At 62.7% G+C, this 25,762-nt stretch carries 29 protein-coding genes; 12 read left to right on the forward strand and 17 right to left on the reverse strand.

All coding sequences use genetic code 11. The annotated features are described in order from the left end of the window. Window positions 1-124: 124 nt before the first annotated feature. A complete protein-coding gene (locus HU748_RS04555; RefSeq protein ID WP_186719410.1) occupies window positions 125-2,125 on the forward strand; it encodes a U32 family peptidase in 2,001 nt (666 codons plus the stop codon). A gap of 176 nt (window positions 2,126-2,301) precedes the next feature. Here HU748_RS04555 and HU748_RS04560 read toward each other — a convergent pair whose 3' ends face one another. The 4 genes from HU748_RS04560 to HU748_RS04575 form a co-directional block, all read right to left on the reverse strand. After that, window positions 2,302-2,466 (reverse strand): KGG domain-containing protein, encoded by a 165-nt coding sequence (locus HU748_RS04560; protein WP_186664609.1) that lies wholly within the window; start codon window positions 2,464-2,466, stop codon window positions 2,302-2,304. 156 nt (window positions 2,467-2,622) lie between these two features. After that, complete coding sequence (locus HU748_RS04565) at window positions 2,623-3,900, reverse strand: MFS transporter (protein ID WP_186719411.1); 1,278 nt, start codon at window positions 3,898-3,900, stop codon at window positions 2,623-2,625. A 4-nt stretch (window positions 3,901-3,904) separates the two neighbouring features. Then, a complete protein-coding gene (locus tag HU748_RS04570) occupies window positions 3,905-4,813 on the reverse strand; it encodes an aldo/keto reductase (protein WP_186719412.1) in 909 nt (302 codons plus the stop codon). A gap of 83 nt (window positions 4,814-4,896) precedes the next feature. Continuing rightward, on the reverse strand, window positions 4,897-5,775 hold the full coding sequence (locus HU748_RS04575) for a Dyp-type peroxidase (protein WP_186664605.1): 879 nt from the start codon (window positions 5,773-5,775) through the stop codon (window positions 4,897-4,899). A gap of 185 nt (window positions 5,776-5,960) precedes the next feature. On the opposite strand from HU748_RS04575, the gene HU748_RS04580 reads away from it, so the two are divergent. Further along, a complete protein-coding gene (locus HU748_RS04580; RefSeq protein ID WP_186664604.1) occupies window positions 5,961-6,854 on the forward strand; it encodes a bile acid:sodium symporter family protein in 894 nt (297 codons plus the stop codon). Between the two features lie 12 nt (window positions 6,855-6,866). Here the strand turns inward: HU748_RS04580 and HU748_RS04585 are convergent, their stop codons facing one another. Then, complete coding sequence (locus tag HU748_RS04585) at window positions 6,867-7,331, reverse strand: sterol desaturase family protein (protein WP_186664603.1); 465 nt, start codon at window positions 7,329-7,331, stop codon at window positions 6,867-6,869. Window positions 7,332-7,757: 426 nt separating this feature from the next. Between HU748_RS04585 and HU748_RS04590 the strand changes: the two genes are divergently transcribed. Further along, complete coding sequence (locus HU748_RS04590; protein WP_186664602.1) at window positions 7,758-8,471, forward strand: MgtC/SapB family protein; 714 nt, start codon at window positions 7,758-7,760, stop codon at window positions 8,469-8,471. Here HU748_RS04590 and dksA read toward each other — a convergent pair. From dksA to HU748_RS04605, 3 genes are read right to left on the reverse strand one after another with little or no spacing between them, the layout of a single operon-like run. Beyond that, window positions 8,468-8,875: an RNA polymerase-binding protein DksA gene (gene dksA / locus HU748_RS04595; RefSeq protein ID WP_186664601.1), complete on the reverse strand. Its 408-nt coding sequence runs from the start codon at window positions 8,873-8,875 to the stop codon at window positions 8,468-8,470. The two genes, HU748_RS04590 and dksA, sit on opposite strands and share 4 nt — an antisense overlap. 26 nt (window positions 8,876-8,901) lie before the next feature. Further along, window positions 8,902-10,239, reverse strand: a complete 1,338-nt coding sequence (locus tag HU748_RS04600; RefSeq protein ID WP_186709151.1) for a dihydroorotase — start codon at window positions 10,237-10,239, stop codon at window positions 8,902-8,904. 2 nt (window positions 10,240-10,241) lie between these two features. Further along, entirely contained in the window at window positions 10,242-10,802 is a 561-nt protein-coding gene (locus HU748_RS04605) for a carbonate dehydratase (RefSeq protein WP_186664598.1), read from the reverse strand. Between the two features lie 184 nt (window positions 10,803-10,986). Here HU748_RS04605 and HU748_RS04610 point away from each other — a divergent pair, with 184 nt between their 5' ends. Both HU748_RS04610 and HU748_RS04615 read left to right on the forward strand, forming a co-directional pair. Then, window positions 10,987-11,487, forward strand: coding sequence for a DUF4142 domain-containing protein (locus HU748_RS04610; RefSeq protein ID WP_186719413.1), 501 nt, complete (start codon window positions 10,987-10,989; stop codon window positions 11,485-11,487). A 26-nt stretch (window positions 11,488-11,513) separates the two neighbouring features. Then, a complete protein-coding gene (locus HU748_RS04615; protein ID WP_186664596.1) occupies window positions 11,514-11,765 on the forward strand; it encodes a hypothetical protein in 252 nt (83 codons plus the stop codon). Window positions 11,766-11,829: 64 nt separating this feature from the next. On the opposite strand, the gene HU748_RS04620 is transcribed toward HU748_RS04615, so the two are convergent. From HU748_RS04620 to HU748_RS04645, 6 genes are all read right to left on the reverse strand, one after another. Next, window positions 11,830-12,000 carry a DUF6021 family protein gene (locus HU748_RS04620; protein WP_186719414.1) on the reverse strand — a complete coding sequence of 57 codons (171 nt, stop codon included), beginning with the start codon at window positions 11,998-12,000 and terminating at the stop codon, window positions 11,830-11,832. A gap of 61 nt (window positions 12,001-12,061) precedes the next feature. Next, window positions 12,062-12,937 carry a DNA-binding protein gene (locus tag HU748_RS04625; protein ID WP_186719416.1) on the reverse strand — a complete coding sequence of 292 codons (876 nt, stop codon included), beginning with the start codon at window positions 12,935-12,937 and terminating at the stop codon, window positions 12,062-12,064. 144 nt (window positions 12,938-13,081) lie between these two features. Then, on the reverse strand, window positions 13,082-13,960 hold the full coding sequence (locus HU748_RS04630) for a LuxR C-terminal-related transcriptional regulator (RefSeq protein WP_186709147.1): 879 nt from the start codon (window positions 13,958-13,960) through the stop codon (window positions 13,082-13,084). Further along, window positions 13,957-15,369, reverse strand: coding sequence for an aminotransferase (locus HU748_RS04635; RefSeq protein WP_186719417.1), 1,413 nt, complete (start codon window positions 15,367-15,369; stop codon window positions 13,957-13,959). The genes HU748_RS04630 and HU748_RS04635 overlap by 4 nt, the downstream gene beginning before the upstream one ends. Before the next feature lie 34 nt (window positions 15,370-15,403). Next, window positions 15,404-16,510 carry a polyamine ABC transporter substrate-binding protein gene (locus HU748_RS04640; protein ID WP_125929863.1) on the reverse strand — a complete coding sequence of 369 codons (1,107 nt, stop codon included), beginning with the start codon at window positions 16,508-16,510 and terminating at the stop codon, window positions 15,404-15,406. Between the two features lie 119 nt (window positions 16,511-16,629). Continuing rightward, window positions 16,630-17,313 carry a metallophosphoesterase gene (locus tag HU748_RS04645; RefSeq protein ID WP_186664590.1) on the reverse strand — a complete coding sequence of 228 codons (684 nt, stop codon included), beginning with the start codon at window positions 17,311-17,313 and terminating at the stop codon, window positions 16,630-16,632. 75 nt (window positions 17,314-17,388) lie between these two features. Between HU748_RS04645 and HU748_RS04650 the strand changes: the two genes are divergently transcribed. Together HU748_RS04650 and HU748_RS04655 are read left to right on the forward strand one after the other, a co-directional pair. Continuing rightward, on the forward strand, window positions 17,389-17,901 hold the full coding sequence (locus HU748_RS04650) for a DUF3016 domain-containing protein (protein WP_186719418.1): 513 nt from the start codon (window positions 17,389-17,391) through the stop codon (window positions 17,899-17,901). A gap of 68 nt (window positions 17,902-17,969) precedes the next feature. Continuing rightward, window positions 17,970-18,212, forward strand: a complete 243-nt coding sequence (locus HU748_RS04655; protein WP_063544858.1) for a hypothetical protein — start codon at window positions 17,970-17,972, stop codon at window positions 18,210-18,212. Between the two features lie 4 nt (window positions 18,213-18,216). Here the strand turns inward: HU748_RS04655 and HU748_RS04660 are convergent, their stop codons facing one another. After that, entirely contained in the window at window positions 18,217-18,714 is a 498-nt protein-coding gene (locus HU748_RS04660) for a methylated-DNA--[protein]-cysteine S-methyltransferase (protein WP_186719420.1), read from the reverse strand. 83 nt (window positions 18,715-18,797) lie between these two features. Continuing rightward, window positions 18,798-19,604, reverse strand: coding sequence for a lipopolysaccharide biosynthesis protein (locus HU748_RS04665; RefSeq protein WP_186719422.1), 807 nt, complete (start codon window positions 19,602-19,604; stop codon window positions 18,798-18,800). 315 nt (window positions 19,605-19,919) lie between these two features. Here HU748_RS04665 and HU748_RS04670 point away from each other — a divergent pair, with 315 nt between their 5' ends. From HU748_RS04670 to HU748_RS04685, 4 genes are read left to right on the forward strand one after another with little or no spacing between them, the layout of a single operon-like run. After that, complete coding sequence (locus HU748_RS04670; protein ID WP_186719424.1) at window positions 19,920-21,143, forward strand: SfnB family sulfur acquisition oxidoreductase; 1,224 nt, start codon at window positions 19,920-19,922, stop codon at window positions 21,141-21,143. Between the two features lie 9 nt (window positions 21,144-21,152). Next, window positions 21,153-22,526 (forward strand): LLM class flavin-dependent oxidoreductase, encoded by a 1,374-nt coding sequence (locus HU748_RS04675; protein ID WP_186709125.1) that lies wholly within the window; start codon window positions 21,153-21,155, stop codon window positions 22,524-22,526. Further along, window positions 22,523-23,188, forward strand: a complete 666-nt coding sequence (locus HU748_RS04680; RefSeq protein WP_186719426.1) for a methionine ABC transporter permease — start codon at window positions 22,523-22,525, stop codon at window positions 23,186-23,188. The genes HU748_RS04675 and HU748_RS04680 overlap by 4 nt, the downstream gene beginning before the upstream one ends. Before the next feature lie 26 nt (window positions 23,189-23,214). Then, entirely contained in the window at window positions 23,215-23,985 is a 771-nt protein-coding gene (locus HU748_RS04685; protein WP_186709119.1) for a MetQ/NlpA family ABC transporter substrate-binding protein, read from the forward strand. A 56-nt stretch (window positions 23,986-24,041) separates the two neighbouring features. Here HU748_RS04685 and HU748_RS04690 read toward each other — a convergent pair whose 3' ends face one another. Beyond that, window positions 24,042-24,539 (reverse strand): hypothetical protein, encoded by a 498-nt coding sequence (locus HU748_RS04690; RefSeq protein ID WP_346655289.1) that lies wholly within the window; start codon window positions 24,537-24,539, stop codon window positions 24,042-24,044. Between the two features lie 371 nt (window positions 24,540-24,910). Here HU748_RS04690 and HU748_RS04695 point away from each other — a divergent pair, with 371 nt between their 5' ends. Beyond that, the gene (locus HU748_RS04695; RefSeq protein ID WP_186664578.1) at window positions 24,911-25,744 is read left to right on the forward strand and encodes an oxidoreductase; all 834 of its coding nucleotides are present in this window, start codon (window positions 24,911-24,913) and stop codon (window positions 25,742-25,744) included. The last annotated feature ends 18 nt before the right edge of the window (window positions 25,745-25,762 follow it).

Raw genomic sequence — 25,762 nt, forward strand, 5'->3', positions numbered from 1 at the left:
GCTGCGTCAAGGAGAGCAGGCCCGTCGCTGCCGAGTATGCCCGCCTGGAACGTCACGGGTGCCTGCGCGGCAATTCATCGCTACAATGCCGCCCTAAACCGTGACAGCACGAACCTATAACGACATGTCCCTTCCAAAGAATCACCTGGAACTGCTCAGCCCTGCCCGCGATGTGGCCATCGCCCGCGAGGCCATTCTGCATGGCGCCGACGCCATCTATATCGGCGGCCCGAGCTTCGGCGCGCGGCACAACGCGTGCAACGAGGTCAGCGATATCGCCGAGTTGGTGGAGTTCGCCCGGCGCTACCACGCGCGGGTCTTCACCACGATCAATACCATCCTCCACGACAACGAGCTGGAGCCTGCACGCAAGCTGATCCACCAGCTGTACGACGCCGGTGTCGATGCATTGATCGTCCAGGACCTGGGGGTGATGGAGCTGGACATCCCACCGATCGAGTTGCACGCCAGTACACAGACCGACATTCGCACCCTAGAGCGCGCCAGATTCCTCGACCAGGCCGGCTTCTCCCAGTTGGTGCTGGCCCGTGAACTGAACCTGCAGCAGATCCGCGCCATCGCCGCCGAGACCGATGCTGCCATCGAGTTCTTCATCCACGGCGCGTTGTGCGTGGCCTTCTCCGGCCAATGCAACATTTCCCACGCCCAGACCGGCCGCAGCGCCAACCGAGGTGATTGCTCCCAGGCCTGTCGCCTGCCCTACACCCTCAAGGACGATCAGGGCCGGGTGGTTGCCTTCGAGAAGCACCTGCTGTCGATGAAGGACAACAACCAGACCGCCAACCTGCGTGACCTGGTCGACGCCGGCGTGCGCTCATTCAAGATCGAAGGCCGCTACAAGGACATGGGCTATGTGAAGAACATCACCGCCCACTACCGCAAGGAGCTGGATGCGATTCTCGAAGATCGCCCGGACCTGGCCCGCGCATCGAGCGGTCGTACCCAGCACTTCTTCCTACCCGACCCGGACAAGACCTTCCACCGCGGCAGCACCGACTACTTCGTCAGCGACCGCAAGATCGACATCGGTGCCTTCGATTCGCCCACCTTCACCGGCTTGCCAGTGGGTGTGGTGGAAAAGGTCGGCAAGCGTGACCTGATGGTGGTCACCGAGGTCCCGCTGACCAACGGTGACGGCTTGAACGTGCTGGTCAAGCGTGAAGTGGTGGGCTTCCGGGCCAACATCGCCGAGCCACGTGGCGAGTTCGAGGACGATGGCCAGACACGCTACCGTTATCGCGTCGAGCCCAACGAGATGCCCGAAGGCTTGCACAAGCTGCGGCCGAATCACCCACTGTCGCGCAACCTTGACCATAACTGGCAGCAGGCGCTGCAACGCACCTCGTCCGAGCGCCGCGTCGCGGTTCAGTGGCATGTCGTGCTGACCGAGCAACGCCTGGCGCTGATTGTCACCAGCGAGGAAGGCGTCACCGTGCAGGTTGCCCTGGACGGCCCGTTCGGCGCGGCCAACAAACCGCAGCAGGCGCTGGATCAGTTGCACGACCTGCTGGGCCAACTGGGCACCACCCAGTACCACGCTGAGGCCATCGAGATCGATGCCCCGCAGGCGTACTTCATCCCCAACTCGCAACTCAAGGCCCTGCGTCGTGAGGCTATCGAAATGCTCACCGAGGCACGGGTCAAGGCGCACCCGCGCGGTAGCCGCAAGGCCGAGACCACGCCTCCCCCGGTCTACCCCGAAGCGCACCTGTCGTTCCTGGCCAACGTCTATAACCAGAAAGCCCGTGACTTCTATCATCGCCATGGGGTGAAGTTGATCGATGCAGCGTTCGAGGCCCACGAGGAGCACGGCGAGGTGCCGGTGATGATCACCAAGCACTGCCTGCGCTTCTCCTTCAACCTGTGTCCCAAGCAGGCCAAGGGCGTTACCGGTGTACGCACCAAGGTCGCGCCAATGCAGCTGATTCATGGCGACGAAGTGCTGACCCTGAAATTCGACTGCAAGCCGTGCGAAATGCACGTGGTCGGCCGGATGAAAGACCACATCATCGACCTGCCAACCCCAGGCAGCGCGGTGAGCCAGGTGGTTGGGCACATCAGCCCGGAAGACTTGCTCAAGACCATCGTGCGCGCGCCGCACTGAGGCCGAGCACGACTGCTGCTTCCGCCTCCCGGTGAAGTTTCGAGGCAGGCAAGGATTGCCAGCCTGCCGCGCACGAGCGCAAATTGATCCGGAAAATAACTACGGGTACAAACCCGAAATTCTTGCCTCAGCCTACTGTTGCGGTGCCGAGCTACCCCGGCACCGCGCAGCATCACTTACGAGCGGCCGCCCTTGCGGCCCATGTCGTCGTTCTGCTTGTTGCCACCGGACTGCTGGCCGCCTTTGCGACCGGCTTCGGACGCTTTTTCCCGGTCGTTGGCGAAGTTGCCAGGATTTTTGGTACCACCCTGACTGCCAGTCTTGTTCTGGTTATTGGCCATGGTCTTGCACCTCTTGTGGCTGTGGGATATGCACGGGCGTTTGCCGTACATAAGTTCGGAGCATCGCAGCAGCAGGGGATTCGGTTTATTACCGATCTGGCAGACCGGTGGCGCTAAAGGTGCAGCGACGCTGTATTTGGCGCGAGGTGCTTTGAGTTACGGGGCGTTTTCGAGGCTACGCTGGCGACGGCCCAGCCAGGCGCCAGTAACGCCCCAGCCAAGCGCGAGGATAGCGCCGATCGACATGGCCAACTGCGGATGCTCGCCCAGCAGGTCCAGGCCGCGCTTGACCCAACCGCTCAAGGCATCGCCGCCGCGGTAGACCACGGTGTCGATAAAGTTCTTGGCTTTGTATTTCTCATCAGCGGGCAAGACGGTGAAGAGCATCTCCCGTCCCGGGCGCACCAGGGCGTACTCGCCTGCACGACGCACGACCATCACGAAAACGAACACCGCAAAGACCGGCGCCAGCGCCAGCCAGATGAAGGCGACCGCCATCACCAGTGGTACGCCCACCAGTAACACACCGACACCCAGGCGCCGGGCCAGGCGTCCGGTGAGAAAGACCTGGGTGAGTATCGCCAGCGTTTGCACGACTGTGTCGATCAGGCCAAAGACTTGTGTCTGCCGTGTACGGTCGCTGAACGTCTCGCTGACGATACGGGCCTGCTCGAAATACAGGAAGGTGCTGACGCTGGCCAGCAGTATGACGAACAACGCGATACTCAGCAGGTAGGGCGACTGCAGCACGGCGGTGGCGCCGGAAAACGGATTCCCGCCCAGCGGCCGAGAGCTCGGATGCTCGGTGCTGGTCGGCAGCGGATTCAGCTCACGCCAGTGTTGCAGGTACAGAGCAGCGCCTATGCTGCCAAGCAGGCAGACGCCCGCCAGCACCAACAAACCCGCGTGCCCGAGGGGAGAAACCAGCAGAGTGCCAAGAATCGGCCCGCTCAGGCCGCCAAGGCTTGCACCCGCCGCCAGCAGGCCGAACAGGCGCTTGCCCTGCTCGCTGGAAAACAGGTCTGCCAGTACGCTCCAGGCCAGGGAGATGGCCAGCAGGTTGAACACCGACAGCCAGATATAAAAAGCCCGTGCATTCCAGAGGTCATCTGGATCACGGGCAAAGAGCACAGCAAACAACAGCAGGTTGCTGGTAAAGAAGGCGTAGGTCCACGGCAGGATGCGCCGCCGCTTCACCCGTGAAGCGAGCCAGCCGAATAGCGGCAGGCAGGCCAGGGTCGCAATGAAGGTGCCGGTGAACAGCCATTGCAGATTGTCCACACCTCCTGCCACGCCCATGGTTTCGCGGACGGGGCGCAGCATGAAATACCCCGTGAACAGCAGGTAGAACAGCGCAAGGCCTGCGACCACTGCCGGGCCTTCGCCGGGCTGGATGTTGAGGCTCTGGTCCAGGCGCCGCCGCCAGCCGTTCATGGCGTCAGGCAAATTGCCTGATGAGCGCCTGGCGCTGGGCTTCGCTCAGCAGCGGCTCGCTGCCAGCCTTGAGCTGGTCAAGCTGACGGTCCGGGCGGCCGGTCGCAGGAATTACCGTGGTCACCGCCGGGTGACTGATGGCGAACTTCAGGAACAGCTGCGCCCAACTGCCGATACCCGCCTCGCCCGCCCAAGATGGCAATGCCTGATCCTTGACCCGGGCGAACAGCCGGCCATCGTCGAAAGCACGGTTGACCAGCACCGCGACGCCTTTGTCCTGGCACAGCGGCAGCAGCTCGTGCGCGGCATCCGGAGCGTTCACCGAGTAGTTGATCTGGATGAAGTCCAGCGGCTCGCTGCGCACGATGCGCGCCACCTCATCCTGCCCACTGTTGAGATAGTGAGTGATGCCCACATAGCGCGTCTTGCCTTGCTGCTTCAACTCCCGGGCATAGGGTAGCTGGGTCTGCCAGTCGCGCAGGTTGTGGATCTGCAGCAAGTCGACCTTGTCGGTGCGCAGGCTGGAAAGGCTTTGCACCCATTGCCGTTCGGCCCCTTCCCGGCTGTCGGCAGCGATCTTGGTGGCGATGAAACACTGACGGTGCCAGCCGCCCTCCTCCAGCAACTGGCCGAGAATGGCGTCGGCACCGCCGTAGTTGGGCGAGGTGTCGATGACCTTGCCGCCGCCTTTGAAGAACGCCTCGAGCACAAGCTTGAGCTGTTGGTACTGGGCAGAGCCGGCCTGGACCTCGAAACTACCGGAAGTGCCGGCACCGATGACCGGCAAGGCCTCACCGGTGGCGGGGATCTTGCGGGTCAGCAGGCCGCTGCCGGACTCGGCGCGCAGCCAAGGGCTCAGGGCCAGTGCGCCAAGCGCGGCGCTGGCACGCAGGACATCGCGACGTGCGTACATGAAGGAGGCTCCCGTTTATAGGGGGAAACCTTCAAGGCTAGTCGCTCTACCCTGCGATGCGCAGCGATTCTGTATCGGGATATTTAACCGAGCAACAGGCGCAGGTCCAGGCCTTCAGCCCCCATTGGCGGGCACCAGTAGTAGCCGCCGGTCAGTGGTCGGCTGAAGCGGTACAAGGCATCGACCACGCCATCTTCCAGGCCACTCATGCGCCGCAGCTGGACTTCGAAGGCATCGAACGAGCGGCCCAGGGCAACGAAGGCCAGCCCTGCGCCACGGTTGTCGGCCCAGGCCACCGAACGGCGCACCATGAAGGCCCCGGGGTCATAGCTTTCCTGCGCGGTACGCTTGACGTGGGCCGACTCCGGCGCGTCTTCCAGCTCCTCGTTGTCGCTCAGGCGACGGCCAATGATGTCATCCTGCTCTGGCTGAGGCAGCGACTTGAAGTAGTTGAGATCGTGTTTCCACAGCTGGAACGCAGCGAAACTGGAACCTGCCAGGCCCGCTTGCTCGCCCGCCACGATGGCTGCGTCGACAGCATCGTTGTCTCGCGGGTTTTCGGTGCCGTCTTCATAGCCGGTCAGATCGTGTCCGCCGTGGTGCAGAAAACCATCGACACTGTCGACCAGTGTGAAAGCCGGCGCCAGGGCCTGCTCCAGGGCTTGGGCACGCAGGAACAGATCACCACGCGCGTCATCACGCAGCCAGAGCCACAGGGCATGCTGGGTGGCGGGATTTTCGACCGCTGCGTCCAGCTGCGGGAAACTGCGCAAGCCCGGGACATCGCGCCCCAGTGCCTTGGCCAGCGGCGCGCCGACGGCCAGGATCAGGCTGTGGCCGTCGACTTGCTGCAACAAGGCATCCAGAACGGCAGGCAACGCCTCCCCCGTATGCAGGGCAAAGAACAGGTGACGGGCGTGGGCCGGCACCGGAGTGGCGAGCAGACCTTGCTGGAACGACATGACGAGCTAATCCTTCGGCAAAAGCGCGAATCCTACTGTGCTCGGCAGCCCATCGCAACGCGTCAGGTCGCGGCGAGGTGTGGCTCATCCAGAAATAATCAGTTACCAAAGGCCGGCACTTTGCGATTAGCTGATCGATGGAGCCTGCCTACACTGTCCGGAATCCTTCGACCACGAGCATGCCGATGACCGCCTCCCCCTTGCTGACAGCCTTCCTGCCCATCGCCCTGGGCATCATCATGCTAGGCCTGGGGTTGTCGCTGACCCTCGCCGACTTCGCCCGAGTGGTGAAATATCCCAAGCCCGTGCTGGTCGGCCTGGCCTGTCAGATTCTGTTGCTGCCGTTCATCTGCTTCCTGATCGCCAACGGGTTTGGCCTGGAGGCCGCGCTGGCAGTGGGCCTGATGCTCTTGGCCGCATCGCCGGGCGGGACTACCGCGAACCTGTTCAGCCACCTGGCACATGGCGACGTGGCACTGAACATCACGCTGACGGCGGTCAACTCGCTGATCGCCATCCTCACCATGCCACTGCTGGTCAACCTGTCGCTGATCTACTTCATGGAGTCGGACCAGGCCATCCCGCTGCAATTTGCCAAGGTCATGCAGGTGTTTGCCATCGTCCTGCTGCCCGTGGGCCTGGGCATGCTGATCCGCCGCTACGCACCGGGCTTTGCCGCGCGGATGGAGAAACCGATGAAGCTGGTAGCCGCGTTGTTTCTGGCCTTCACCATCGTTTTGGCACTGGCCAAGGACTGGCAGACAGTGGTGGAGTACGCGCCGGTGGTGGGTGTCGCCGCGCTGTTGTTCAACGTGATCAGCCTGGGGCTGGGGTATTGGGTGCCACGCCTGTTGCGCATCCCGAAACGCCAGGCGATCGCCATCGGCATGGAGATCGGCATTCACAACGGCACCTTGGCCATCGCGCTGGCGTTGAGTCCCAGCCTGCTGAACAACCCCACCATGGCCGTGCCGGCAGCGATCTACAGCCTGATCATGTTCTTCACAGCTGCAGCCTTTGGCTGGTGGGTGAGTCGAGGGCACAAAGAGGCCATTGCCGTGCAGGAAACCACGAATTGAAACCTGCGCGACTCAGTCGCCCCGCCGCGCGCGCAACTGGCGCTTGAGCTCGCGCAGCGGCGGCGCGTAGAAGAAGCCGAACGACACGCTACCTTCGCGCCCTTTCACCGCGTGATGAAGCCGATGCGCCCGGTACAGGCGTTTGAGGTAGCGCTGCATGGGTTTGGGTTTACGCGGCCAGTGCCGATGGAAGAAACCGTCGTGGGCCACCACGTACAGCACGCCATAGCCCGCGACACCTCCACCGACCCACTGCAGGGGCGCGTAGCCGGCCTTGCCCAGGGCCATCAGGCCAGCGGCGATCAGGGCCAGTGCCACCAGGTAGAGGTCATTGGTCTCGAGCACACCCAGGTGCGGCTCATGGTGCGAGCGGTGCAGCCACCAGCCCCAGCCGTGCATGACGTACTTGTGGGCCAGTGTGCCGACACCCTCCATGGCCACCAGGGTGGCGAGCAGCACGGCGATGTTGAACAGCATGGGACAGTCCGGCGTGTATGGTGAAAGGCGCCAAGGTTACCACCGCTGATGAACGCACCGGAAACGGTAGGAGGTTTCGGCAATGAAGCAATTGTCATGAATTCGCCCTTGATTCTGCGCAACTGTAGGCGTAAGGTCCGCGACGCACTTATGCATCCCCTACAGGAGTCCTGCATTGGACAGTAGCCCCAGTCGATTGCGACAGGTCCACACGGCAAGCTAGTCCGGCAGCATTCCTGCCGCTGTCTTGCCGAATACGGTAGGCGGCGGTCCATCTCGCCTGCGAAGGCAGATTTCCCCTCTTCTTTCCCCGCTCAGCCAGCGCTTGCCGGCGAGTGTAGTGGTCCTGCGCGCTCATTCATTTTATTGGCGTCACATTTGCCAGTGGCGCATGTGCGGGCCGTTGCCCGTGGAAAGAGGTTTGCTATGGATTGGAAAGTATTTCTGCTGCGCGTCAGCGTGGCCCTCGTACTCGGCGCCCTGATCGGTGCCGAACGTCAACTGCGCCAGCGCCTGACCGGCCTTCGCACCAATGCGCTGGTCAGCACCGGTGCCTGCCTGTTCGTGCTGATGACCCAGGCGGTACCCGGCATGGAACCCAGCGACGCCTCGCGCATCGCCGCGTATGTCGTGTCCGGCATCGGCTTTCTCGGTGGTGGCGTGATCATGCGCGATGGTTTCAACGTGCGCGGCCTGAACACCGCTGCCACGCTCTGGTGCACCGCGGCCATCGGTGTGCTGTGCAGCCTGGGGCTGTTGCTGGAGGCAACCCTGGGCAGCCTGGTGGTGCTGTGTGCCAACATCCTGCTGCGCGACATCGCCCAGCGCCTGGACCGCCAGGACGTCGTGCCCGCCAGTGAAGTCGAGCAACGCTTCGAGGTGCGCATCGTCTGCCGGGCAGAAGACGAGATCCAGGTGCGCAGCCTGATGCTGCACAGCCTCAGTGACCCGGGCCTGCGCCTGCAGTCGCTGCACAGCGAAGACCTGCACGACCCGCTGCGCCTGGAGGTGCGCGCCGAACTGCTGGGCACGCCACAGGCGCCTGCACAACTGGAGCGCCTGGTGAGCCGGGTGAGCCTGGAGAAAGGCGTCAGTTCAGTGCGCTGGCAGCTTTACGCCCAGCCCGTGGTGGTCGACTAGGCATCATCGCGCAAATGCCGTTCCCTGAGTTCCTGCCGCTCCTTGGCTTCTATGCACAGGGTCGCGGTCGGACGCAGCAGCAGGCGGCGCAGGCCGATCGGCTCGCCGGTTTCCTCACACCAGCCGTAATCCCCCTTGGCCAGGCGCTCCAACGCCTGGTCGATCTTGTCCAGCAGGCGCTTCTCTCGCTCAAGGGTGCGCAACTGCCAGTGCCGCTCCTCCTCGGCACTGCCAAGATCGGCCGGGTCGCTGTGCACTTCCTGCACGCGCAACGCCTGGAAGTCCTGCTCTATGCGCTCCTGCAACTCCACCCGCTGCCCCAGCAACAAGTTACGAAAGTACTGGCGCTGGGGCTCGTTCATGTAGGCCTCGGCCGGCTGGCGGAGCAAGTCTTCTTCAGTCATGAGGGCACACTCGTGCAATAAAGGAGTCATCGATCGAACATCAGCGGCAGGCCCTGGCAGCGTGGCTGCACCTGGCCTTGGTGCCAGGCCAGCTGGCCGGATACCACGGTGGTACGCACCACATGCTGCAGGTGTCGATGCTGAAAAGGTGTCCAGCCGCAGTGGGCCAGGATCGGGTCATCGGCGACCGGGCGCGGTTGCGCCAGGCGCTCGACCAGCGCCAGGTCCGCCCAGTAACCTTCGCGCAGAAAACCGCGCTCGCGTATGGCGAACAGGCGGGCCACTGCGTGGCTGGTCTTGTCGACCAACTGGGTCAGGCTCAGCACACCCTCGCTGACCAGCTCCAGCGCTGCCGGCAAGGCATGCTGCACCAACGGCAGTCCCGAGGGCGCGCGGCCATAGACTCGCCGCTTTTCCTCGAGCGTATGCGGGGCATGATCGGTTCCGATCACGTCGATCACATCGCCGGCCAGCGCCTGGCGCAGTGCGTCACGGTCGGCACGGGTCTTGATGGCCGGATTGCATTTGATCAGATGGCCGAGCTGCGCGTAGTCACTGTCGTCGAACAGCAGGTGGTGCAGGCAGACCTCGGCGGTGATGTGCTTGTCGCGTACCGGGCCAGCGGCGAACAGCGCCAGTTCGCGCGCGGTGGTCAGGTGCAGTACGTGCAGGCGTGTACCGAAACGCCTGGCCATGTCCACGGCCATCGACGAGGAGCGATAGCAGGCTTCGGCATCGCGAATCAGCGGGTGAGCGGCCGCAGGAATGAATTCGCCATGGCGTTCACGCCACAGCGCCTCGTTGGCCAGAATGCTCGGGGTGTGCTCGCAGTGGGCCAGCAGGATGGTCGGGCAGTAGATGAACAGCCGCTCGAGCACCTGCGGGTCGTCCACCAGCATGTTGCCGGTGGACGCGCCCATGAACACCTTGACCCCGGCGACTTCACGCGGGTCGAGCGCGGCGATGGTGTCCAGGTTGTCGCGACTGACACCGAAGTGAAAGCCGTAGTTGGCCTGCGAGCTGGCCGCGGCCCGACGTTTCTTGTCGGCCAACGCCGCAGTGGTGAGGGTTGGCGGGTCGGTGTTGGGCATGTCCATGAAGCTGGTGATGCCGCCTGCCACCGCAGCCCGCGACTCACTGGCAATGCTCCCTTTGTGCCCTGCCCCGGGTTCGCGAAAGTGCACCTGGTCATCGATCATGCCCGGCAGCAACCATTGCCCTTGCGCATCGATCTCGACCTTAGCGCGCACGCCTTCGATGCTCGCGGCGATCTTGTCGATGCGCCCACGGGCGACCAGCAGGTCAGCCTCGAACTCGCGCCCTTCGTTGACCAGCCGTGCGTTGCGTATCAGCAGGTCGGCCATGATCAGAACTCGTTCTGCAGGGCCTTGTAGCCCTGGACCAGGTCGATGTTGGTGCGGGCGACATCCTCGGAGAACTCCGAGGCCGACACGCTGACGGGTGGGTAGCGATCGAGATCGGTGTGCGGGCCGATATGTTCGGTGGGCGGTACGTAGAAGCGCTCTGGCAGGTCGCGACCGTCGACCACCGAGTTGTGACGCACGACGCTGCCATCACCCACGCGGCAATTGAACAGCACGCTGTTGAAGCCGATGAACACCCGATCGCCGACCACGCAGGGGCCATGCACGATGGAGCGGTGGGCGATGGAGGTGTACTCGCCGATGCTCACCGCCGCTCCGGACTTGGAGTGAATGACCACACCATCCTGAATGTTGGAGTTGGCGCCGATGACGATCGGCTCCATGTCCCCGGTGGCGTCCACCTCGTCGGCGCGGATGACCGCGTAGGGGCCGACGAACACATGGTCCTTGATGATGACCTTGCCGCAGATGATCGCGGTCTTGTCGATGTAGGCTGATTCGGCGATCTGTGGGAGGTGGCCGGAGGGGTTTCTGCGGATCACGGTAGGTTTCCTGAGACAAGCTGACTTCAGTAAATGTTACGTTATAACATATTACTTGCAACCCCCCTCCCCTCATTCCTCTCCCGCAGAGCATGACGCCGGTGAGAAATTTCAAACTTTCGCCGCCGACCGGCGCTCAACCGTTTGCGACACCGATGTCGCGACCACGGACAAGGAGAGACACATGAATACTCTGTTCCTCAAGCGAGCCGGTCTGTGCATGGCCATGGGCCTTGTCTCGGTGCAGGTGATGGCCGCTTCCTCCGACGACTTCGTCGATGCGGCGACCGAGGCAGGTATCGCTGAAGTCGTAACCGGCAACCTGGCGCTGGAAAAGAGCAAGGACGCGGAGATCAAGACCTTTGCCCAGCAGATGGTCACCGGTCACACCCAGGCCAACCAGAAACTCGGTGATATCGCCCGCAAGCTGGATATCAGCGTGCCTGACGAGGCTGCGCTCACCGACAAGGTCAAGAAGATGATCCTGGAATGGCGCGACGAGTCGTTCGACAAGTCCTATGTCAACAATCAGGTCGATGCCCACGAGAAAGCCGTGGAGCTGTTCAAGAAGGAAGCCGCATCGTCCGACAAGCCGGAGCTCAAGGCTTTCGCCAGCGAGACCCTGCCCACCCTCGAGAAGCACCTGGAGCACGCCAAACAGCTTCAGGCCAAGCACGGCAAGTGATCCACAGGTAACCAGAGAGGCTTGATATGAGTAATGATGCTCTGCGCGCCGAAGTACTGACTCGGCTACTGCACGCCCACCCTGAAGGCCTGGGCAAGGAAGTGCTGGACAACTACCGCGGCGAAAAGGCGGTGGCCGGAATGCTCAAGACGCTTCAGGAGGCCGGCTTGATCCATGATGGCAGCGTCAATGTCGATGCCGATCACCAGATCAGCGTGCGTTATCCAATCAAGTTGTCCAGTGCCGGCGTAGACGCAGCGCGCCAGCTCGACAACTGAACCATCGGGCCTGCGGGCGCGGCACGTGCTGCCGCGTGCGCACGCCCAGAAGGTCATGACTCGATCACTTACCTTTCTTCTCGTGATCACGGGGTGGCTTTGCCGGACCTTGCGGGTCGACTTGCGGATCCTCCAGCTCGGGGGAGTCCGGATCAAAACCCAGATCCTGCTTGCTGGACGCCTTGCCGGATGAGTGAGGCCCTTGCGCGGGGTGTGGACGTTTCTGTTCGCTCATTGTGCGTTCTCCGTAACGGTGTCTACAGAAGAAAGCGCGGGCCTGGCGAAGTTTGATTTATCTACGCGCCCTTTGCCTGGAAGGTCTCCAGCTGCGCACAGCGTGCCTCGCTCTGTATCAGACGATCCTGCAGACGCTCGATCAGGCGCATCTGTTCGGCGCAGATGTCACGCTGACCCACCAGCGCCTGACGCTCGCCGTCCAACTGCCGACGCACCTCCTCGCTCGCCCCCTGCGCCTGGGCCAGGATCGAGCGCAGCCCTTGAACCTGGGCATCGCGCTGCTCCAATTGTTCGTCGAGTTGTTTGTGCTGGGCGCTGGCCTGTCGGTATTCGGTCAGCAGGCGCTCATTCTCACGGTGCAGGTGTGTCAGTTGTTCCTGGCGGGCGATCGCGTCCTGCTGCAACTGACGCAACTCCCCTTGCGACTGCTGCAACTGCTCGTCCTTGTCGGCCAGCCTGAGCTGCAGTTCGCCCAGGGACTGGTTGAGGCTGGCGCTGCGCAGTTGCTCGGCCTGCAGGGTGGTCAGCGCCGTTTCGAGCCTTTCCGACTCGGCCGCAAGGGCGCTGGCCTGAATCTGTTGTTGCTGGTGAGCAGCAGCGAGCGCCTGTTGTGCGAGTTGCAACTGCGCCTGCAACTGTTCGCGCTGTTTATCGAATTCGGCCTGCGCGTCGCGAATACGCGCCTCCCCTTCCTCGCGCAACTGCTCGGCCAGTTGGCCGACGAAACGCCCCAACGTGTCGCTGAGCGCCGGTGAGTGTTTATCTGCCAGCGGTTGCAGCGCCTCGAGCTCCTTCATGTAGCGATGAATGGTGGTTTTCGAGCCGGTGTTGCCCAGCTCGATGCGTACCGCATCGATACTCGGATGCTCGCCCCGGGCGATCAGCGCCTGCCGTGCCTGCTGTACTGCCGCCTTGTCGATGCCGCCCCGGGCCATGCTTGCTCCTACGATTTCGTACCGTGGTATGTAGGCTGTAATTACATACTAGAACCTTAGATTTTCCCAGTAGATTCTTAGGCTCTGTACGAAATATGCTGGAGAGCCGATTGAGCTCGCGTGAACCAGGAACCCGGGTTGGCCCTAGCCCTGGCGCAGCCAATCGATAAAGCGAGCGAACAGCTCAGACTGAGAGTTGATGCCCAGCTTCAGATAGAGATTCTTGCGATGCATGCGTACGGTTTCAGGCGAAATGCCGAGGTCCTGCGCCGTGGACTTTACCGAATGCCCGCGCAGGATCATGTGCGCGACTTCCCGTTCGCGGTCCGTCAGCACCTGGCAGCCGAAGCTGTCGAACGCAGCCTGCAGACTTGCATGCTCCAGCGTCGCGACACCGGGTTCGAGGTTATGCCGTGCATAACGGCCCAGCAGGTCGCGCACCATCGGTTCGACCGCACGCAACAGGTCGATCTGTTGCGCGCTCAGCCGTGTGCCGCTGCAGCCCTGGAACAGGCTGAGGGAGAGTTTGCGGCCATCGCTGAGGTCGGCGATGTAGTAGCTGTCTTCGCTGCAGCCAGTGCCCAGGTAATAGGCCTTGTAGTAGTCACTGTCGAAGAAGTTGTCCGGCGCGATGTCCTGCAGGTGATAGAAACCTTCAGCCAGCCCGCTCTGCACCGCGAGGCAGAAAGGATCGAGCAGGTAACCGGCGGCGAAATAGCGGTTGAGCACGGCATCGCGATGGGCATCGGGAATGCCTTGCTGGTACAACAGGCGCGGCGCCTGTCCCTGGCTTTCGACGCTGATCATCATCGACTCGACCGCCACCAACTGGCCCAGCGCCCTGGCCAGATACTGCAGGGCCTGCGGTGATTCGCTATGGGCCAACGCACTTTGCAGCGCCGCATGCCACTGCTGCAGCGCGCCGAGGGTAAGGGCAATAGGTGTGTCGGGAGAGGCCTGGGTCATGCCCGGCAGTCTAGCCTGCCGGACACGCCCACGCACAGCCCGCTGCAGGCTGCTCATCGCCCCTGGTACAACCCTTGCGCCGTGAGCTCGCGCGCGGTTTCGAGAATGCACTGGCGCAGGGTTTCGACGATCTCGTCAACCTGGGCGCGGGTGACGATCAGCGGCGGCGACATCACGTTCAAGTGCATGATCGGCCGTACCAGCAGGCCTTTGGCCTGGGCTTTGCTATGGATGCGCTCACCGATGTTGATCGCATCGTCGAACAGTGCCTTGCTCGCCTTGTCGGCGACGAATTCGACACAAGCCATCAGCTTGAGGCAGCGCACATCGCCCACCAGCGGCAGGTCACGCAAGGTTTGCAGGCGCTGCTCCAGGTAGCTGCCGACCTCGTTGACGTGGGCCAGCAGGTTTTCGCGCTCGATGATCTCGATGTTCTTCAGTGCTGCCGTGCAACACACCGGATGGCCGCTGTAGGTGAAACCGTGGGTAAAGCAGCGCCCCTTGCCCGGCTCGGCGATCACCTGCCAGATGCGCTCGGAGAAGATGCACGCACCCAACGGCAGGTAGGCAGAGGTCAGACCCTTGGCTGTGGTGATGATGTCTGGGGTTACGCCGAACAGTTCTTCGCTGGCAAAGAAGGTGCCCAGGCGCCCGAACGAAGTCACTACTTCGTCGGCGACGAACAGGATGTCGTAGGTCTGGCACAGCTGCCACATGCGCGCGAAGTAACCCTTGGGTGGGATGATCACTCCGCCCGAACCCATGATCGGTTCGGCGAAGAAGGCGGCAACGTTGTCGGCGCCCAGGGAGAGAATCTTGTCTTCGAACTCGGCGACCAGAAAATCGAGGAATTCGGCCTCGTCCATGTTGTCCGGGGCGCGGTACGGGTTGGGGTTGGAGATGTGGTGGATCAGGTCGTGGGCGTAGTCGAACTCAGGCACCCGGTCGGCGGCCTTGTTGCCGATCTGCATGGTCAGGGTGGTCGAGCCATGGTAGGCATTGTAGCGGGCGATGATGTGTTTCTTGCCCGGCTTGCCGCGGCAGTTCTGGTAGTACTGGATCAGCCGGTAGGCGGTGTCCACGGCAGTAGACCCACCTGTGGTGAGGAAGACATGGTCCAGGTCGCCCGGTGCCAGTTGCGCAAGCTTGCGGCACAGCTCGATGGCCACGTCGTTGGCCATGTCCGAGAACGGGTTCGAATAGGCAAGCTTGCGCACCTGGTCGGCAATGGCCAAGGCCATTTCCTCGCGCCCCAGGCCAATGTTGGTGCACCACATGCCGCCAACGGCATCGAGGAAGCGGTTGCCTTGGGTATCGCGGATGTGGGCGCCTTCGCCTTCGATGATGTTCAGCGCGCCCTGTTGGCGATGCTCGTCGAACATATGATAACCGTGCATGTAATGGGCCTTGTCGGCTTCCACCAATGGATCGTGGGCGATAGCGAATGCGTTGCTTGAAGTGGCCATGGGCAGCTCCTTGGCGAGGATCGTTCGAAAATGTTCAGAAACCGGTCTTGACCGTGCTCCAGACCCGCGTGATCGCACGCATGTCCTTGGGTGTCTGGGTCTTTTGCGCGAACAGCCGTTCGCGGGTCTGGGCGTCCGGGTAGATCGCCGGGTCCTGGCGGATATCGGCCTGTACCAGAGCGGTGGCCGCGGCATTGCTGTTGGCGTAGTGGATGAAGTTGGTCACCTTGGCCATGGTCTGTGGCTGCAGCAGGAACTCGATGAAGCGATGGGCGTTGCTGACGTGCGGCGCATCCTTGGGGATGTAGAGGTTGTCGAACCAGATCAGCGAGCCTTCCTTGGGAATGAAGAACGCCAGCTTGATAGCCTTCTTCGCCTCCACCGCACGCGCCTGGGCGGTGGCGTAGTCACCCGACCAGGTCAGAGCCAGGCACACGTCGCCGTTGGGCAGGCTAGTCAGGTAGTTGACCGAGTCGAACTTGCGGATATAGGGGCGGATGCCCAGCAGCAGCTGTTCGGCAGCCTTGAGGTCCGCGGGTGCGGCGCTGCGCGGATCCTTGCCCAGGTACTGCAGGGCCAGTGGAATCACTTCGGTGGGGGCGTCCATCAAAGTCACCCCGCAATCGGCGAAGCGCGAAACAATGGCCGGGTCGAACAACATGGCCAGCGAGCCGATCGGTGCGTCGGGCATGCGCGCCTTGATCTTGTCGACGTTGTAGGTAACGCCGGAGCTGCCCCAGGTGTAGGGCGCCGAGTACTTCAGGCCAGGGTCGTAACCTTGCAGGTTGCTGACCACCTGCTCGTCGAGGTTGTGCCAACTGGGCAGTTGCTGTTTGTCCAGGGCCTGGAATACGCCGGCCTGGATCAGCGGCGGTACCAGCGACGCATTGAGCATGACCAGGTCGTAGCCGGAGCGCCCGGTGAGCAGTTTGGTCTGGACCGTTTCATAGCCATCGAAGGTGTCGTACACCACTTTGATACCGGTGGCCTTTTCGAAGTCGGCCAAGGTGGTTTCACCGATGTAGTCAGTCCAGTTGTACAGCCTGAGCGTGTTGCTGCTGTCCCCCTCTGCCGCTGCCTGCACCAGTGCCGTCGAGGACACCAGCAACAGACCGCCAATCACCTTCAGTGCCTTGCGCATAGCAACTCCATCGTGTGACTGCTCCGGATTGAGCCGAGGGGGTCACTATGGGAGGTCTGGCTGGCTGCAGACATACCCCGAATGTGTGGGTGGTCGTTTTTGGGAAGGTCGCAGATGTGTCACTCGTTGATCAGCGTCAGCGTGCCGATATCCAGCAGGCTGAAAAAACCGCTGCTCCAGCCACCGGTATCCAGGTGCCACACGTTGCCCAATACTTTGTGCGTGAGCACCGGGGTGTGCCCGACCAGCAGCGCACGCAGCCCTTGGATGGGTTCGCTATCGGCGCTTTTCAGGCGCCGGCGCGACCATTGGCAGACCTCGCGCACGGCAGGGTCGTCCCGAGTCTGCAGGCAGGCGCGCAGCTCAGCCCAGTCGGCGAACGGACTGTCTGCATGCAGCATGCCGACCAACCCGCAGGCAGTCTGTACTTCGAGCGCGACCGGCAGGCGTTCGAACTGCTCGACGAAGCGCGCCTGCTCAGCCTTGGGCAAGTCGAGAAACCAGCCCCCGCCCGCCGCACGGTACATGTCCAGATCAACACGGCCACCGCGATAGTGGCTGATGGCCAATGCTTCGTGATTGCCCTGCACCGCATGAAACCAGGGATGCGCCAGCCAGTTCAGGGCCTCTTCGCTGGTCGGGCCCCGGTCGACCAGGTCACCGACACTGAACAGCCGATCGACCTCGGGATCGAATGCCGCCTGCTCGAGCGCGGCCTGCAGGCGTTGGAAGTGCCCGTGGATATCGCCGACCGCCAAGTCCCGCCCTTTGTCGTTGGCAGCTAGCTGCCGAAAACGCGCCATTACATCATTCCTCTGCTGTGTCGCCGGCACCAGGCGTAGAATGGCGAGACAACGAGCCCGTCGCGGAGGTGCATCATGCGCTCTACCCTAGCCTGCGCTGCACTGCTGGTGCTGGCATACGACAGCATGGCACAAGGCATCCCGCCCGCGCAGGTCCAGGTCAGCTTCGATCACCCGGAAAAATTCCGCGATGCCAGCCTGAACAGCCCCGGCTATGAGCGCGGCGGCGCCCCAGAAGTGATGAAGGCACTCACCCGGCACCTGGAAAAACTTGGCCAGCGCTACCTTCAGCCCGGCCAGCGATTACACATCGACATCCGCGACATCGATCTGGCCGGCCGTTACGAACCCTGGAACAGTCAGGCCTATAACGTACGTTTCATGCGCGAAATCACCTGGCCGACCATCGACCTCAGCTACACCCTCGTTCAACCCGGCCAGCCCGAGCGCAAGGCCGAGGAACGCGTCAGCGACAAGATGTACCTGAGCCGCCCAGGCCGCGTGGGCAGCAGCGATCGCCTGTATGCCGAGAAGGCCATGCTCGATGACTGGTTCCGCCAGCGCTTCGCTGCACGGCCGGCGTCCTGAGTTTTGCTGGTTAGTTGCGAGCGGCTGAGGGTATCCTCTCCCTTTGTATCACCCAAGGAAGGATCCCCGTGAAGTACCTGCTGCTGGCATTCGCCAGCTATGCCTCCTGCTACTACCTGGTTGGTTTGCTGATCCGCGGCAGGCTGGCAGACATCGCCGAAGGGTTGCGCCATCGCCCGGATGCGCCGACACCCGGCCAGTACCTGCGTGAGGTCGAACGCCATGCCCGACGGGCGCAGCGGCACTACAGCCTGTTCGCAGGCTCGGTGCTCGCGCTGGTGCTGTGCGCGTTGGCGTGGTGGTTGAGCTGAGCGCTCAGAACAGCGACAGGCTCTGCCTGCCCTCAAGCGCCAGCAGGTACTGCTTGGCAGGCAACCCGCCGGCAAAGCCTGTAAGGCCGCCCGAGGCACCGATCACCCGATGGCAGGGTGCGATGATCGAGATCGGGTTGCGGCCATTGGCTGCCCCTACCGCGCGTACCGCCGCGGGGTTGCCGATCTGTCGGGCGATATCGCTGTAGCTGCGGGTCTGGCCGAAAGGAATGGTCAGCAGCGCCGCCCAGACCTGGCGCTGGAATTCAGTGCCATCGAAGTCCAGGGGCAACTCGAAGCGCTGGCGTTGACCGGCAAAATACTCACCCAACTGATGGGCAGTTTCCCGCAGCACTGGCGCCTGGTCATCACGGTGCAGTTCGCCAAGGCGCACCCGGTTGGCACGCTCCTCTTCCCACAGCACGGCGGCCAGGCATTCGCCACGGGCGACCAGTGTCAGGGTGCCAACTGGCGATGGCATGAGAGTGAAGGCGCTGGACATGGCAACTCCTGATACAGGCTGACGACCCCGGCACTCTACCTATCGCCCGATGGCGCTGCATCCGCTTTCTTGACGTGTAATGCTCACGCCACGGCCGTCGCTCGGGCCGCGAGGGCACGGGCCTGCTGCAGGTCGATCCTGGGGATCAACGCCGGGGGGATGCGTGAGCGGGTCGAGAGGTTATGAACGCGGAAACGCTCGCCCATCACCTGGTGCGCCATCAGGCTCAGTGACGGCAGGATACGACTGTCCCAGTGCTGGTCGAGGCCACAGGGCGAGCGCTTGCCACCGGACGTCTCGTAAAAGCGCCCTGCCGACTGGTCCAGATCCACGCCGACCAGTAGCACATCGTCGAAACCCAGGTGGTAAGCCAGTTGCAGGGCTACAAAAGCCACGGTCCGGGCATCGAAGAAACCGTATGAGAGGTTCCTGCTGAAACCGATCGAACGCGCCCGCTTGCTCCACAGCGTGCGGTTGCGGGCATAGCGGCCATCCCCGAGCCCCAGCCATTCACTGAACGTTGGGTCCAGGGCCTTGAGCAGCGGGTAGCGCTCGGTGTCCTCAGGCAGGTCGAACAGGTCGAACTGCTCCGGCCACAGTGCCAATCGGGGGCTGCAGTGCAACGCCATGGCAAAAAGCTCGGGTTGCTGGTTGCAGAAGTCCTTGTCGGTGCAAATGTAGAAGAATGGGCGCACATCCGTGCCCACCAGCATCGAAATCGAGCCATTCATGGCGATGATCGGGACGCTGGCAAAATCTTCGAGCGGGAAATCTTTCGCTGACGCGCCTGACGCCAGGATCACCACAGGGCCTTTCTGGGTATTGCGACACGCCTCAAAGCTGGAGAACGCCCCGCGTGCAGCCTCAGGCTGCGACGGAAGTTGGTTCATGGGTCTGGCCAATGGTGTAGGTCAATTCAGGATACAGTTGTTCACAATTCTTAAATGGTTTTTTACAAAACCCTTACATAGACACGTCGGGATAGCATTTTGCCTTCGAGCGATGCTGCGTCGCGGGGCGGCAGGTACAGCGATATGTCTCCCTGGCAACTGTCTGCTCAGCAACAGCTGGCCAACAGCTGATTGCCCAAGGGGCGACACCTCGTTCGATAAAATCCACCAAACTACTGATTTTATTGAGATAAATTCGCTGGCACGGTTTCTGCTCCAGTGATCTGTGTACACGCACAGTATCCCGAGGAACCCATGTCCACGCCTGCCGTTTCTGCCTCCTACGACATCCGCCAGCCGGATGCCCATGTCATCCGCGACGATGCAGAAGCCATCGCCGTTGCCCATCAGGTCGCCGCGCTGCTGCGTGAAGGCGCCGCCGAGCGTGACCGGCGCCGAGAAGTCCCGGCTGATGTGGTCGATGCCTATTCCAACAGCGGTCTGTGGGGCATCACTGTGCCTCGTGCCTATGGTGGTGCCGAAGTATCCTTCGCCACCCTGGCGCGCGTGATCGCCATCGTCTCGGCTGCCGACCCGTCGCTTGGACAGATTCCGCAAAACCACTACTGCCTGCTCGAAGACATCCGCCTGCAAGGCACCGAAGAGCAGCACCGCTTCTTCTTCGACCTGGTACTCAAAGGCCATCGCTTTGCCAACGCACTGTCTGAAACCGGTGGCAAGACCGTCCAGGACATCCGTACCCGCCTGGTCGCCGAAGCTGACGGCTACCGTATCGACGGCCGCAAGGGCTACTGCACCGGCTCGCTCTATGCCCATTGGATCGGCGTACTGGCCCTGGACGAACGGGACCGGGCACAACTGGCCTTTGTGCCACGTGGCACTCCTGGGTTGGTGGTCGTCGACGACTGGAACAGCATGGGCCAGCGCACCACCTCCAGCGGCACCGTGCTGCTAGACGGATTGCGCGTGCCTGCATTCAACCTGTTCCCCAGCTACCGCTCCTACGAGCACCCTACACTCGCCGGCCCCTTCGCCCAGCTGACCACTGCGGCAATTGACGCCGGCATCGGCCGCGCGGCGCTGGACGACACCATCGCCTTTGTTCGCGAACATGCCCGTCCGTGGATCGATGCCGGTGTCGAAAAAGCCAGTGAGGATCCGCTCACCATCATCCAGATCGGCTCCCTGGAGATCCGCCAGGAAGCCGCCGAGGCCCTGCTCGAGCGTGCCGGCAAGGTGCTGGATACCGCCAAGCCCGCGCCGAACGACGACAACGTCGCCGCCGCTTCGGTGGCGGTGGCCAAGGCCAAGGTGCTGACTACCGAGGTGTCGATTGAGGCCAGCAACCGCCTGTTCGAACTGGGCGGGACCCGCTCCTCGCTGCTGCAGCACAACTTCGACCGGCACTGGCGCAATGCCCGCGTGCATACCCTGCACGACCCCGTGCGCTGGAAATATCACCTGGTCGGTAACTGGGCCCTGAACGGTGTCCGCCCCACCCGCCACGACTGGAACTGAGGCTGCGCCATGACCAAGCAGATCCGTCTCAATGCCTTTGCCATGAACACGGTCGGGCACCTGTCGCCTGGGCTGTGGCGCCATCCGCGCGACCAGGCGACGCGCTACACCGATATCCATTACTGGATCGAACTGGCCCAGACCCTCGAGCGGGGCTGCATCGACGGCCTGTTCCTCGCCGATGTGCTGGGTGTCTATGACGTCTACGCCGGCAATGCCGATGAAGCGCTGCGCAGCGGTGCCCAGGTGCCGCTGAACGACCCGCTGCAATTGGTACCGGCAATGGCCGCAGCCACCCGGCATCTGGGGTTTGGCGTGACCGCCTCGGTGTCGTTCGAACACCCCTTTCCTTTCGCCCGGCGCATGAGCACCCTCGATCACCTGACCCAGGGCCGTGCCGGCTGGAACATCGTCACTTCCTACCTGTCCAGCGGGGCACGCAACCTCGGCCAGCCCGAACAGATGAGCCACGACCAGCGCTACGCCCTGGCCGAGGAATACCTGCAGGTCTGCTACAAGCTGTGGGAAACCAGTTGGGAGGAGGATGCCGTGCGCGCCGACCGTGCCAGCGGTGTCTACACCGACCCGGCCAAGGTCCACGGCATCGACCATGACGGCACCTACTTCAAGGTTCCAGGCTTTCACCTCAGCGCCCCGTCACCACAGCGCACACCGGTGCTCTACCAGGCCGGTGCATCCAGCCGGGGGCGGGCCTTTGCCGCAGCCAACGCCGAATGCGTGTTTGTTGCAGCACCGAGCAAGACCGTGCTGAAGAAGCAGGTTGCCGATCTGCGTGCCGCAGCGGTCGCTGCCGGGCGCAAGGGCTCCGATATCCTGATCCTTGAACAGCTCACGGTGATCGTCGCCGAAACCGACGAGGCCGCGCAGGCCCGTCTGCGCGAGTACCGTGAGTACGCCAGTGCCAGTGGTTCGCTCTCGCTGATGTCGGGTTGGACAGGCATCGACTTTGCCGCCTACAGCCCCGACCAGATCCTGCGCGAGGTGCCCAGCGAAGCCATCCAGTCGGTAGTCGAGGGCTTCACCCGCGCCGACCCGACACGGACCTGGACCGTTGCCGAGATCGCCGAATATTGCTGCCTGGGCGGCGACGGCCCGCTGTTGGTCGGGTCGCCCACGACCGTCGCCGACCAGTTGCAGGCCTGGGTCGAAGACACTGACGTGGACGGCTTCAACCTGTCCAGCGTGGTCGTACCGGAAACCTTCGTTGCCGTGGTCGATCTGTTGGTCCCCGAACTGCAGGCGCGCGGCCTGTTCAAGCGCGAGTATGCCGAAGGCAGCCTGCGCAACAAGCTGTTCGGCCAGGGTGATCGCCTGCGTGCGCCCCATCCGGTGGCTGCGCTGCGCCAGGAGCGTGGGCGATGAATGCGCTGTTGGCCAATCTGGACTGGGGTGAAATCGGCCTCGCTTGCCTCGAGACCCTGAGCATGCTCGGCGCGGCGCTGGGCTTTACCGTAGCGTTGGGGCTGCCGTTGGGTGTGCTGCTGTTTCTCACCGGGCAACGCCAGTTACTGGCCAATGCGCCCGCATATCGGGCCATGTCGGTCGTGGTCAACGTGCTGCGCTCGTTGCCGTTCATCATTCTGCTGATCGTGCTGATCCCCCTGACCACATTGGTTGTCGGCACGTCACTCGGTGTGCGCGGCACCATTCCACCACTGGTGGTGGGCTGTACACCGTTCTTCGCGCGCCTGGTGGAGACTGCCCTGCGCGAAGTCGACCGAGGCGTGGTCGAGGCTACCCAGGCCATGGGCGGCAGCACCTGGCAGATCGTCCGCCATACCTTGTTGCCCGAGGCCCGTACCGGGCTGATCGCCGCAGTCACCGTCACCGCCATCGTGCTGGTCGACTACACGGCGATGGCCGGTGTGATCGGTGGTGGTGGCCTCGGTGACCTGGCCATCCGTTTGGGGTACCAACGCTTCCAGACCGATGTGATGGTCGTCACGGTACTGCTGTTGATCCTGCTGGTTCAGGCCCTGCAGATGAGTGGCGATCGCCTCGTCAGACACTTCACCCGACGTTGATTCCCGACCTTTTTCGGAGCATTCCCATGAAGAAAATCCTCGCCACCCTGGCTGCCGTCATCGCCCTCAACGTTCAGGCCAACGAGCACCTGGTCGTCGGCGCCACACCCGTTCCCCACGCCGAGATCCTCGAGTTCGTCAAACCGGTCCTGGCCAAGGAAGGTGTCGACCTGGACATCAAGGTGTTCAATGACTTCATCCAGCCCAACCTGCAGCTTGCACAGAAGAACCTGGACGCCAACTACTACCAGTACCGGCCCTTCCTCGACGACTTCAACAAGACTCGACACACCGACCTGGTGCCGGTGGTCGGTGTGCACATCGAGCCATTCGGTGCCTATTCGGCCAAGTACAAGAGCCTCGCGGAACTGCCAGACGGTGCCAGCGTGGCCATTCCCAATGATCCGGTGAACACGGGCCGTGCCCTGGTGCTGTTGGCCGAGGCCGGACTGATTGAACTCAAGGCCCCCAGCAACCCACAGTCGACCCAGCGCGACATCGTCGCCAACCCGCACAAGCTGAGGATCCGCGAGCTGGAAGGCGCAATGCTGGCGCGTTCGGTGAACCAGGTGGACCTGGCATTCGTATTCGCCAACTACGCGCTGGAGGCAGGGATCGATACCCGCAGCGCGCTGATTGTCGAAAAAGGCAAGGATCTGTACGTGGAATACCTGGTGGCGCGCCCGGACAACCTGCAGGATCCCGGCATCCAGAAGCTGGCCAAGGCGCTGAACTCCCCTGAAGTGCGTCAATTCATCCTGACCCGCTACAAAGGGCAGATCGCACCTGGCTTCTGACAGCGCAATGTGGGTGCAGGGCATGCCGCCTTCTCTGCACCCCGTCCAACCGCCCCTTATTGAAGGGAAACAAGCTGGGCGCGCTGCGCGGGATCAAGGTCATTGATCGAGACGATCCGAAGCGCGCCCTGCGCCGCCTCCGCCACCGGCTGCCCCAGATCAGCCGAGACCCCGTCCGGCAACTTGTACATCGCACCGGTCAGCGGATCGACGATCAGCATGCCGATAGCACCGCCAAACAAGATGTTCGCCCAGTACCAACCGTCCACACTCGAGTCGAGTTCGACCTGTCGATCTGGGTATCCCTCTTTCATGAAACGCAACGTGTAGGTTTGGCCACGAAAATAACCCTCCCCCGACATCAGCGTCACCACCGCAGGCGTGCTGCCGCGATGAACGACCATCCCTGATTTGTTGATCACCTCGAAATTCGCACCCGCCGGGCTGCTCGTGACACTCACCGGATACTTGGAGTCACTGATGATACTGGCGCAACCCTGCAGCGCCAGGAGCGCCAGAAGCACCCCCATGGTTCTGGTTTTTTGAAAGCACACGGAATCGTTCCTCTAGACGCTGATCGACATTGACCAAGAAGGGATTCTCTAGGTGCGCTTTAGCGATGCATGTCATCTAAATAGCCATTGGCAGTAGGTGCTTTCCCAAAACTGGTTTCCTGCCCGTTGTACGTATTTTTTTGACACCCCCTTCACGACATTTTCACGTCGCGGCTGGCACAGTTGCTCCACATCCGTGAAATACTTCGCCCGCCCTCCCCAGCGGGCTTTTCTTTGCCTGCAGCATCCCTGGCGGTTATCACCACGCTCGCTTCTGATAGAAACGGGCAAGGTTTCAAGAGCCTCCGGCATAGGGACGATCAGCCAATCCACCTAGCATGCTCGCGTACTCCCTACCGAGGATCGCGATCATGAGCGACAGCAAGACTCTCTTCATTACCGGCGTCAGCAGTGGTTTCGGCAGTGCCCTGGCCCAGGCGGCGCTCGCTGCCCGACATCGCGTCATCGGCACCGTACGCAACGACAGCGCGTTGACAGCGTTTCAGGCCCTGAACAGCGAACGCGCCCACGGGGTGATCCTCGATGTCACCGACTTCGCCCGCATAGACGCTGTGGTTGCACAGGTGCAGGCGCTTCACGGCCCCGTCGATGTGCTGGTGAACAACGCCGGCTACGGCCATGAAGGGATTTTCGAGGAATCCCCGCTGGAAGACATGCGCCGGCAGTTCGAGGTCAATGTGTTCGGCGCCGTTGCCGTCACCAAGGCATTCGTCCCCTACTTTCGCCAGCGCCGGGCCGGCCACATCATCAACATCACCTCCATGGGCGGCACCCTCACGATGCCGGGCATTGCCTACTACTGCTCGAGCAAGTTCGCACTGGAGGGCATTTCCGATACCCTGAGCCAGGAACTGCGCCCGTTCGGCATCGCCGTTACTGCGGTGGCGCCGGGTTCGTTCCGTACCGACTGGGCCGGTCGTTCCATGCAGCGTTCGCCACGCAGCATCGCCGACTACGACCAGCGCTTCGACCCCATCCGCAAGGCACGCCAGGACAAGAGCGGCAAGCAGCTGGGCGACCCGCGCAAGGCAGCCCAGGCGATCCTGCAGGTCATCGCCAGCCCCAGTCCGCCCGACCACCTGCTACTGGGCAGTGACGCACTGGGCCTGGTGCGCGACAAGCTGCAGCGCATGAGCCAGGAGATCGATCAATGGCAAGACCTGACCTGCTCGACCGATGGTTGAGCGCCAGGCAGAGGACCG

This window comes from Pseudomonas sp. RW3S2, from assembly GCF_014268955.1.
GTDB classification, from domain to species: Bacteria; Pseudomonadota; Gammaproteobacteria; order Pseudomonadales; family Pseudomonadaceae; genus Aquipseudomonas; species Aquipseudomonas wayambapalatensis.

What these genes read in the sequence shown, in the direction of transcription:
- HU748_RS04645 (WP_186664590.1), bottom strand. Translation starts at nt 17,313, where the DNA reads ATGGCGCGTTTTCGGCAGCTAGCTGCCAACGACAAAGGGCGGGACTTG.
- HU748_RS04575 (WP_186664605.1), bottom strand. Translation starts at nt 5,775, where the DNA reads ATGTCGTTCCAGCAAGGTCTGCTCGCCACTCCGGTGCCGGCCCACGCC.
- HU748_RS04670 (WP_186719424.1), top strand. Translation starts at nt 19,920, where the DNA reads ATGTCCACGCCTGCCGTTTCTGCCTCCTACGACATCCGCCAGCCGGAT.
- HU748_RS04585 (WP_186664603.1), bottom strand. Translation starts at nt 7,331, where the DNA reads ATGCTGTTCAACATCGCCGTGCTGCTCGCCACCCTGGTGGCCATGGAG.
- HU748_RS04695 (WP_186664578.1), top strand. Translation starts at nt 24,911, where the DNA reads ATGAGCGACAGCAAGACTCTCTTCATTACCGGCGTCAGCAGTGGTTTC.
- dksA (WP_186664601.1), bottom strand. Translation starts at nt 8,875, where the DNA reads ATGACTGAAGAAGACTTGCTCCGCCAGCCGGCCGAGGCCTACATGAAC.
- HU748_RS04680 (WP_186719426.1), top strand. Translation starts at nt 22,523, where the DNA reads ATGAATGCGCTGTTGGCCAATCTGGACTGGGGTGAAATCGGCCTCGCT.
- HU748_RS04555 (WP_186719410.1), top strand. Translation starts at nt 125, where the DNA reads ATGTCCCTTCCAAAGAATCACCTGGAACTGCTCAGCCCTGCCCGCGAT.
- HU748_RS04625 (WP_186719416.1), bottom strand. Translation starts at nt 12,937, where the DNA reads ATGGCCCGGGGCGGCATCGACAAGGCGGCAGTACAGCAGGCACGGCAG.
- HU748_RS04685 (WP_186709119.1), top strand. Translation starts at nt 23,215, where the DNA reads ATGAAGAAAATCCTCGCCACCCTGGCTGCCGTCATCGCCCTCAACGTT.
- HU748_RS04635 (WP_186719417.1), bottom strand. Translation starts at nt 15,369, where the DNA reads ATGGCCACTTCAAGCAACGCATTCGCTATCGCCCACGATCCATTGGTG.
- HU748_RS04580 (WP_186664604.1), top strand. Translation starts at nt 5,961, where the DNA reads ATGACCGCCTCCCCCTTGCTGACAGCCTTCCTGCCCATCGCCCTGGGC.
- HU748_RS04640 (WP_125929863.1), bottom strand. Translation starts at nt 16,510, where the DNA reads ATGCGCAAGGCACTGAAGGTGATTGGCGGTCTGTTGCTGGTGTCCTCG.
- HU748_RS04590 (WP_186664602.1), top strand. Translation starts at nt 7,758, where the DNA reads ATGGATTGGAAAGTATTTCTGCTGCGCGTCAGCGTGGCCCTCGTACTC.
- HU748_RS04630 (WP_186709147.1), bottom strand. Translation starts at nt 13,960, where the DNA reads ATGAGCAGCCTGCAGCGGGCTGTGCGTGGGCGTGTCCGGCAGGCTAGA.
- HU748_RS04665 (WP_186719422.1), bottom strand. Translation starts at nt 19,604, where the DNA reads ATGAACCAACTTCCGTCGCAGCCTGAGGCTGCACGCGGGGCGTTCTCC.
- HU748_RS04600 (WP_186709151.1), bottom strand. Translation starts at nt 10,239, where the DNA reads ATGGCCGACCTGCTGATACGCAACGCACGGCTGGTCAACGAAGGGCGC.
- HU748_RS04650 (WP_186719418.1), top strand. Translation starts at nt 17,389, where the DNA reads ATGCGCTCTACCCTAGCCTGCGCTGCACTGCTGGTGCTGGCATACGAC.
- HU748_RS04675 (WP_186709125.1), top strand. Translation starts at nt 21,153, where the DNA reads ATGACCAAGCAGATCCGTCTCAATGCCTTTGCCATGAACACGGTCGGG.
- HU748_RS04660 (WP_186719420.1), bottom strand. Translation starts at nt 18,714, where the DNA reads ATGTCCAGCGCCTTCACTCTCATGCCATCGCCAGTTGGCACCCTGACA.
- HU748_RS04610 (WP_186719413.1), top strand. Translation starts at nt 10,987, where the DNA reads ATGAATACTCTGTTCCTCAAGCGAGCCGGTCTGTGCATGGCCATGGGC.
- HU748_RS04615 (WP_186664596.1), top strand. Translation starts at nt 11,514, where the DNA reads ATGAGTAATGATGCTCTGCGCGCCGAAGTACTGACTCGGCTACTGCAC.
- HU748_RS04620 (WP_186719414.1), bottom strand. Translation starts at nt 12,000, where the DNA reads ATGAGCGAACAGAAACGTCCACACCCCGCGCAAGGGCCTCACTCATCC.
- HU748_RS04565 (WP_186719411.1), bottom strand. Translation starts at nt 3,900, where the DNA reads ATGAACGGCTGGCGGCGGCGCCTGGACCAGAGCCTCAACATCCAGCCC.
- HU748_RS04560 (WP_186664609.1), bottom strand. Translation starts at nt 2,466, where the DNA reads ATGGCCAATAACCAGAACAAGACTGGCAGTCAGGGTGGTACCAAAAAT.
- HU748_RS04570 (WP_186719412.1), bottom strand. Translation starts at nt 4,813, where the DNA reads ATGTACGCACGTCGCGATGTCCTGCGTGCCAGCGCCGCGCTTGGCGCA.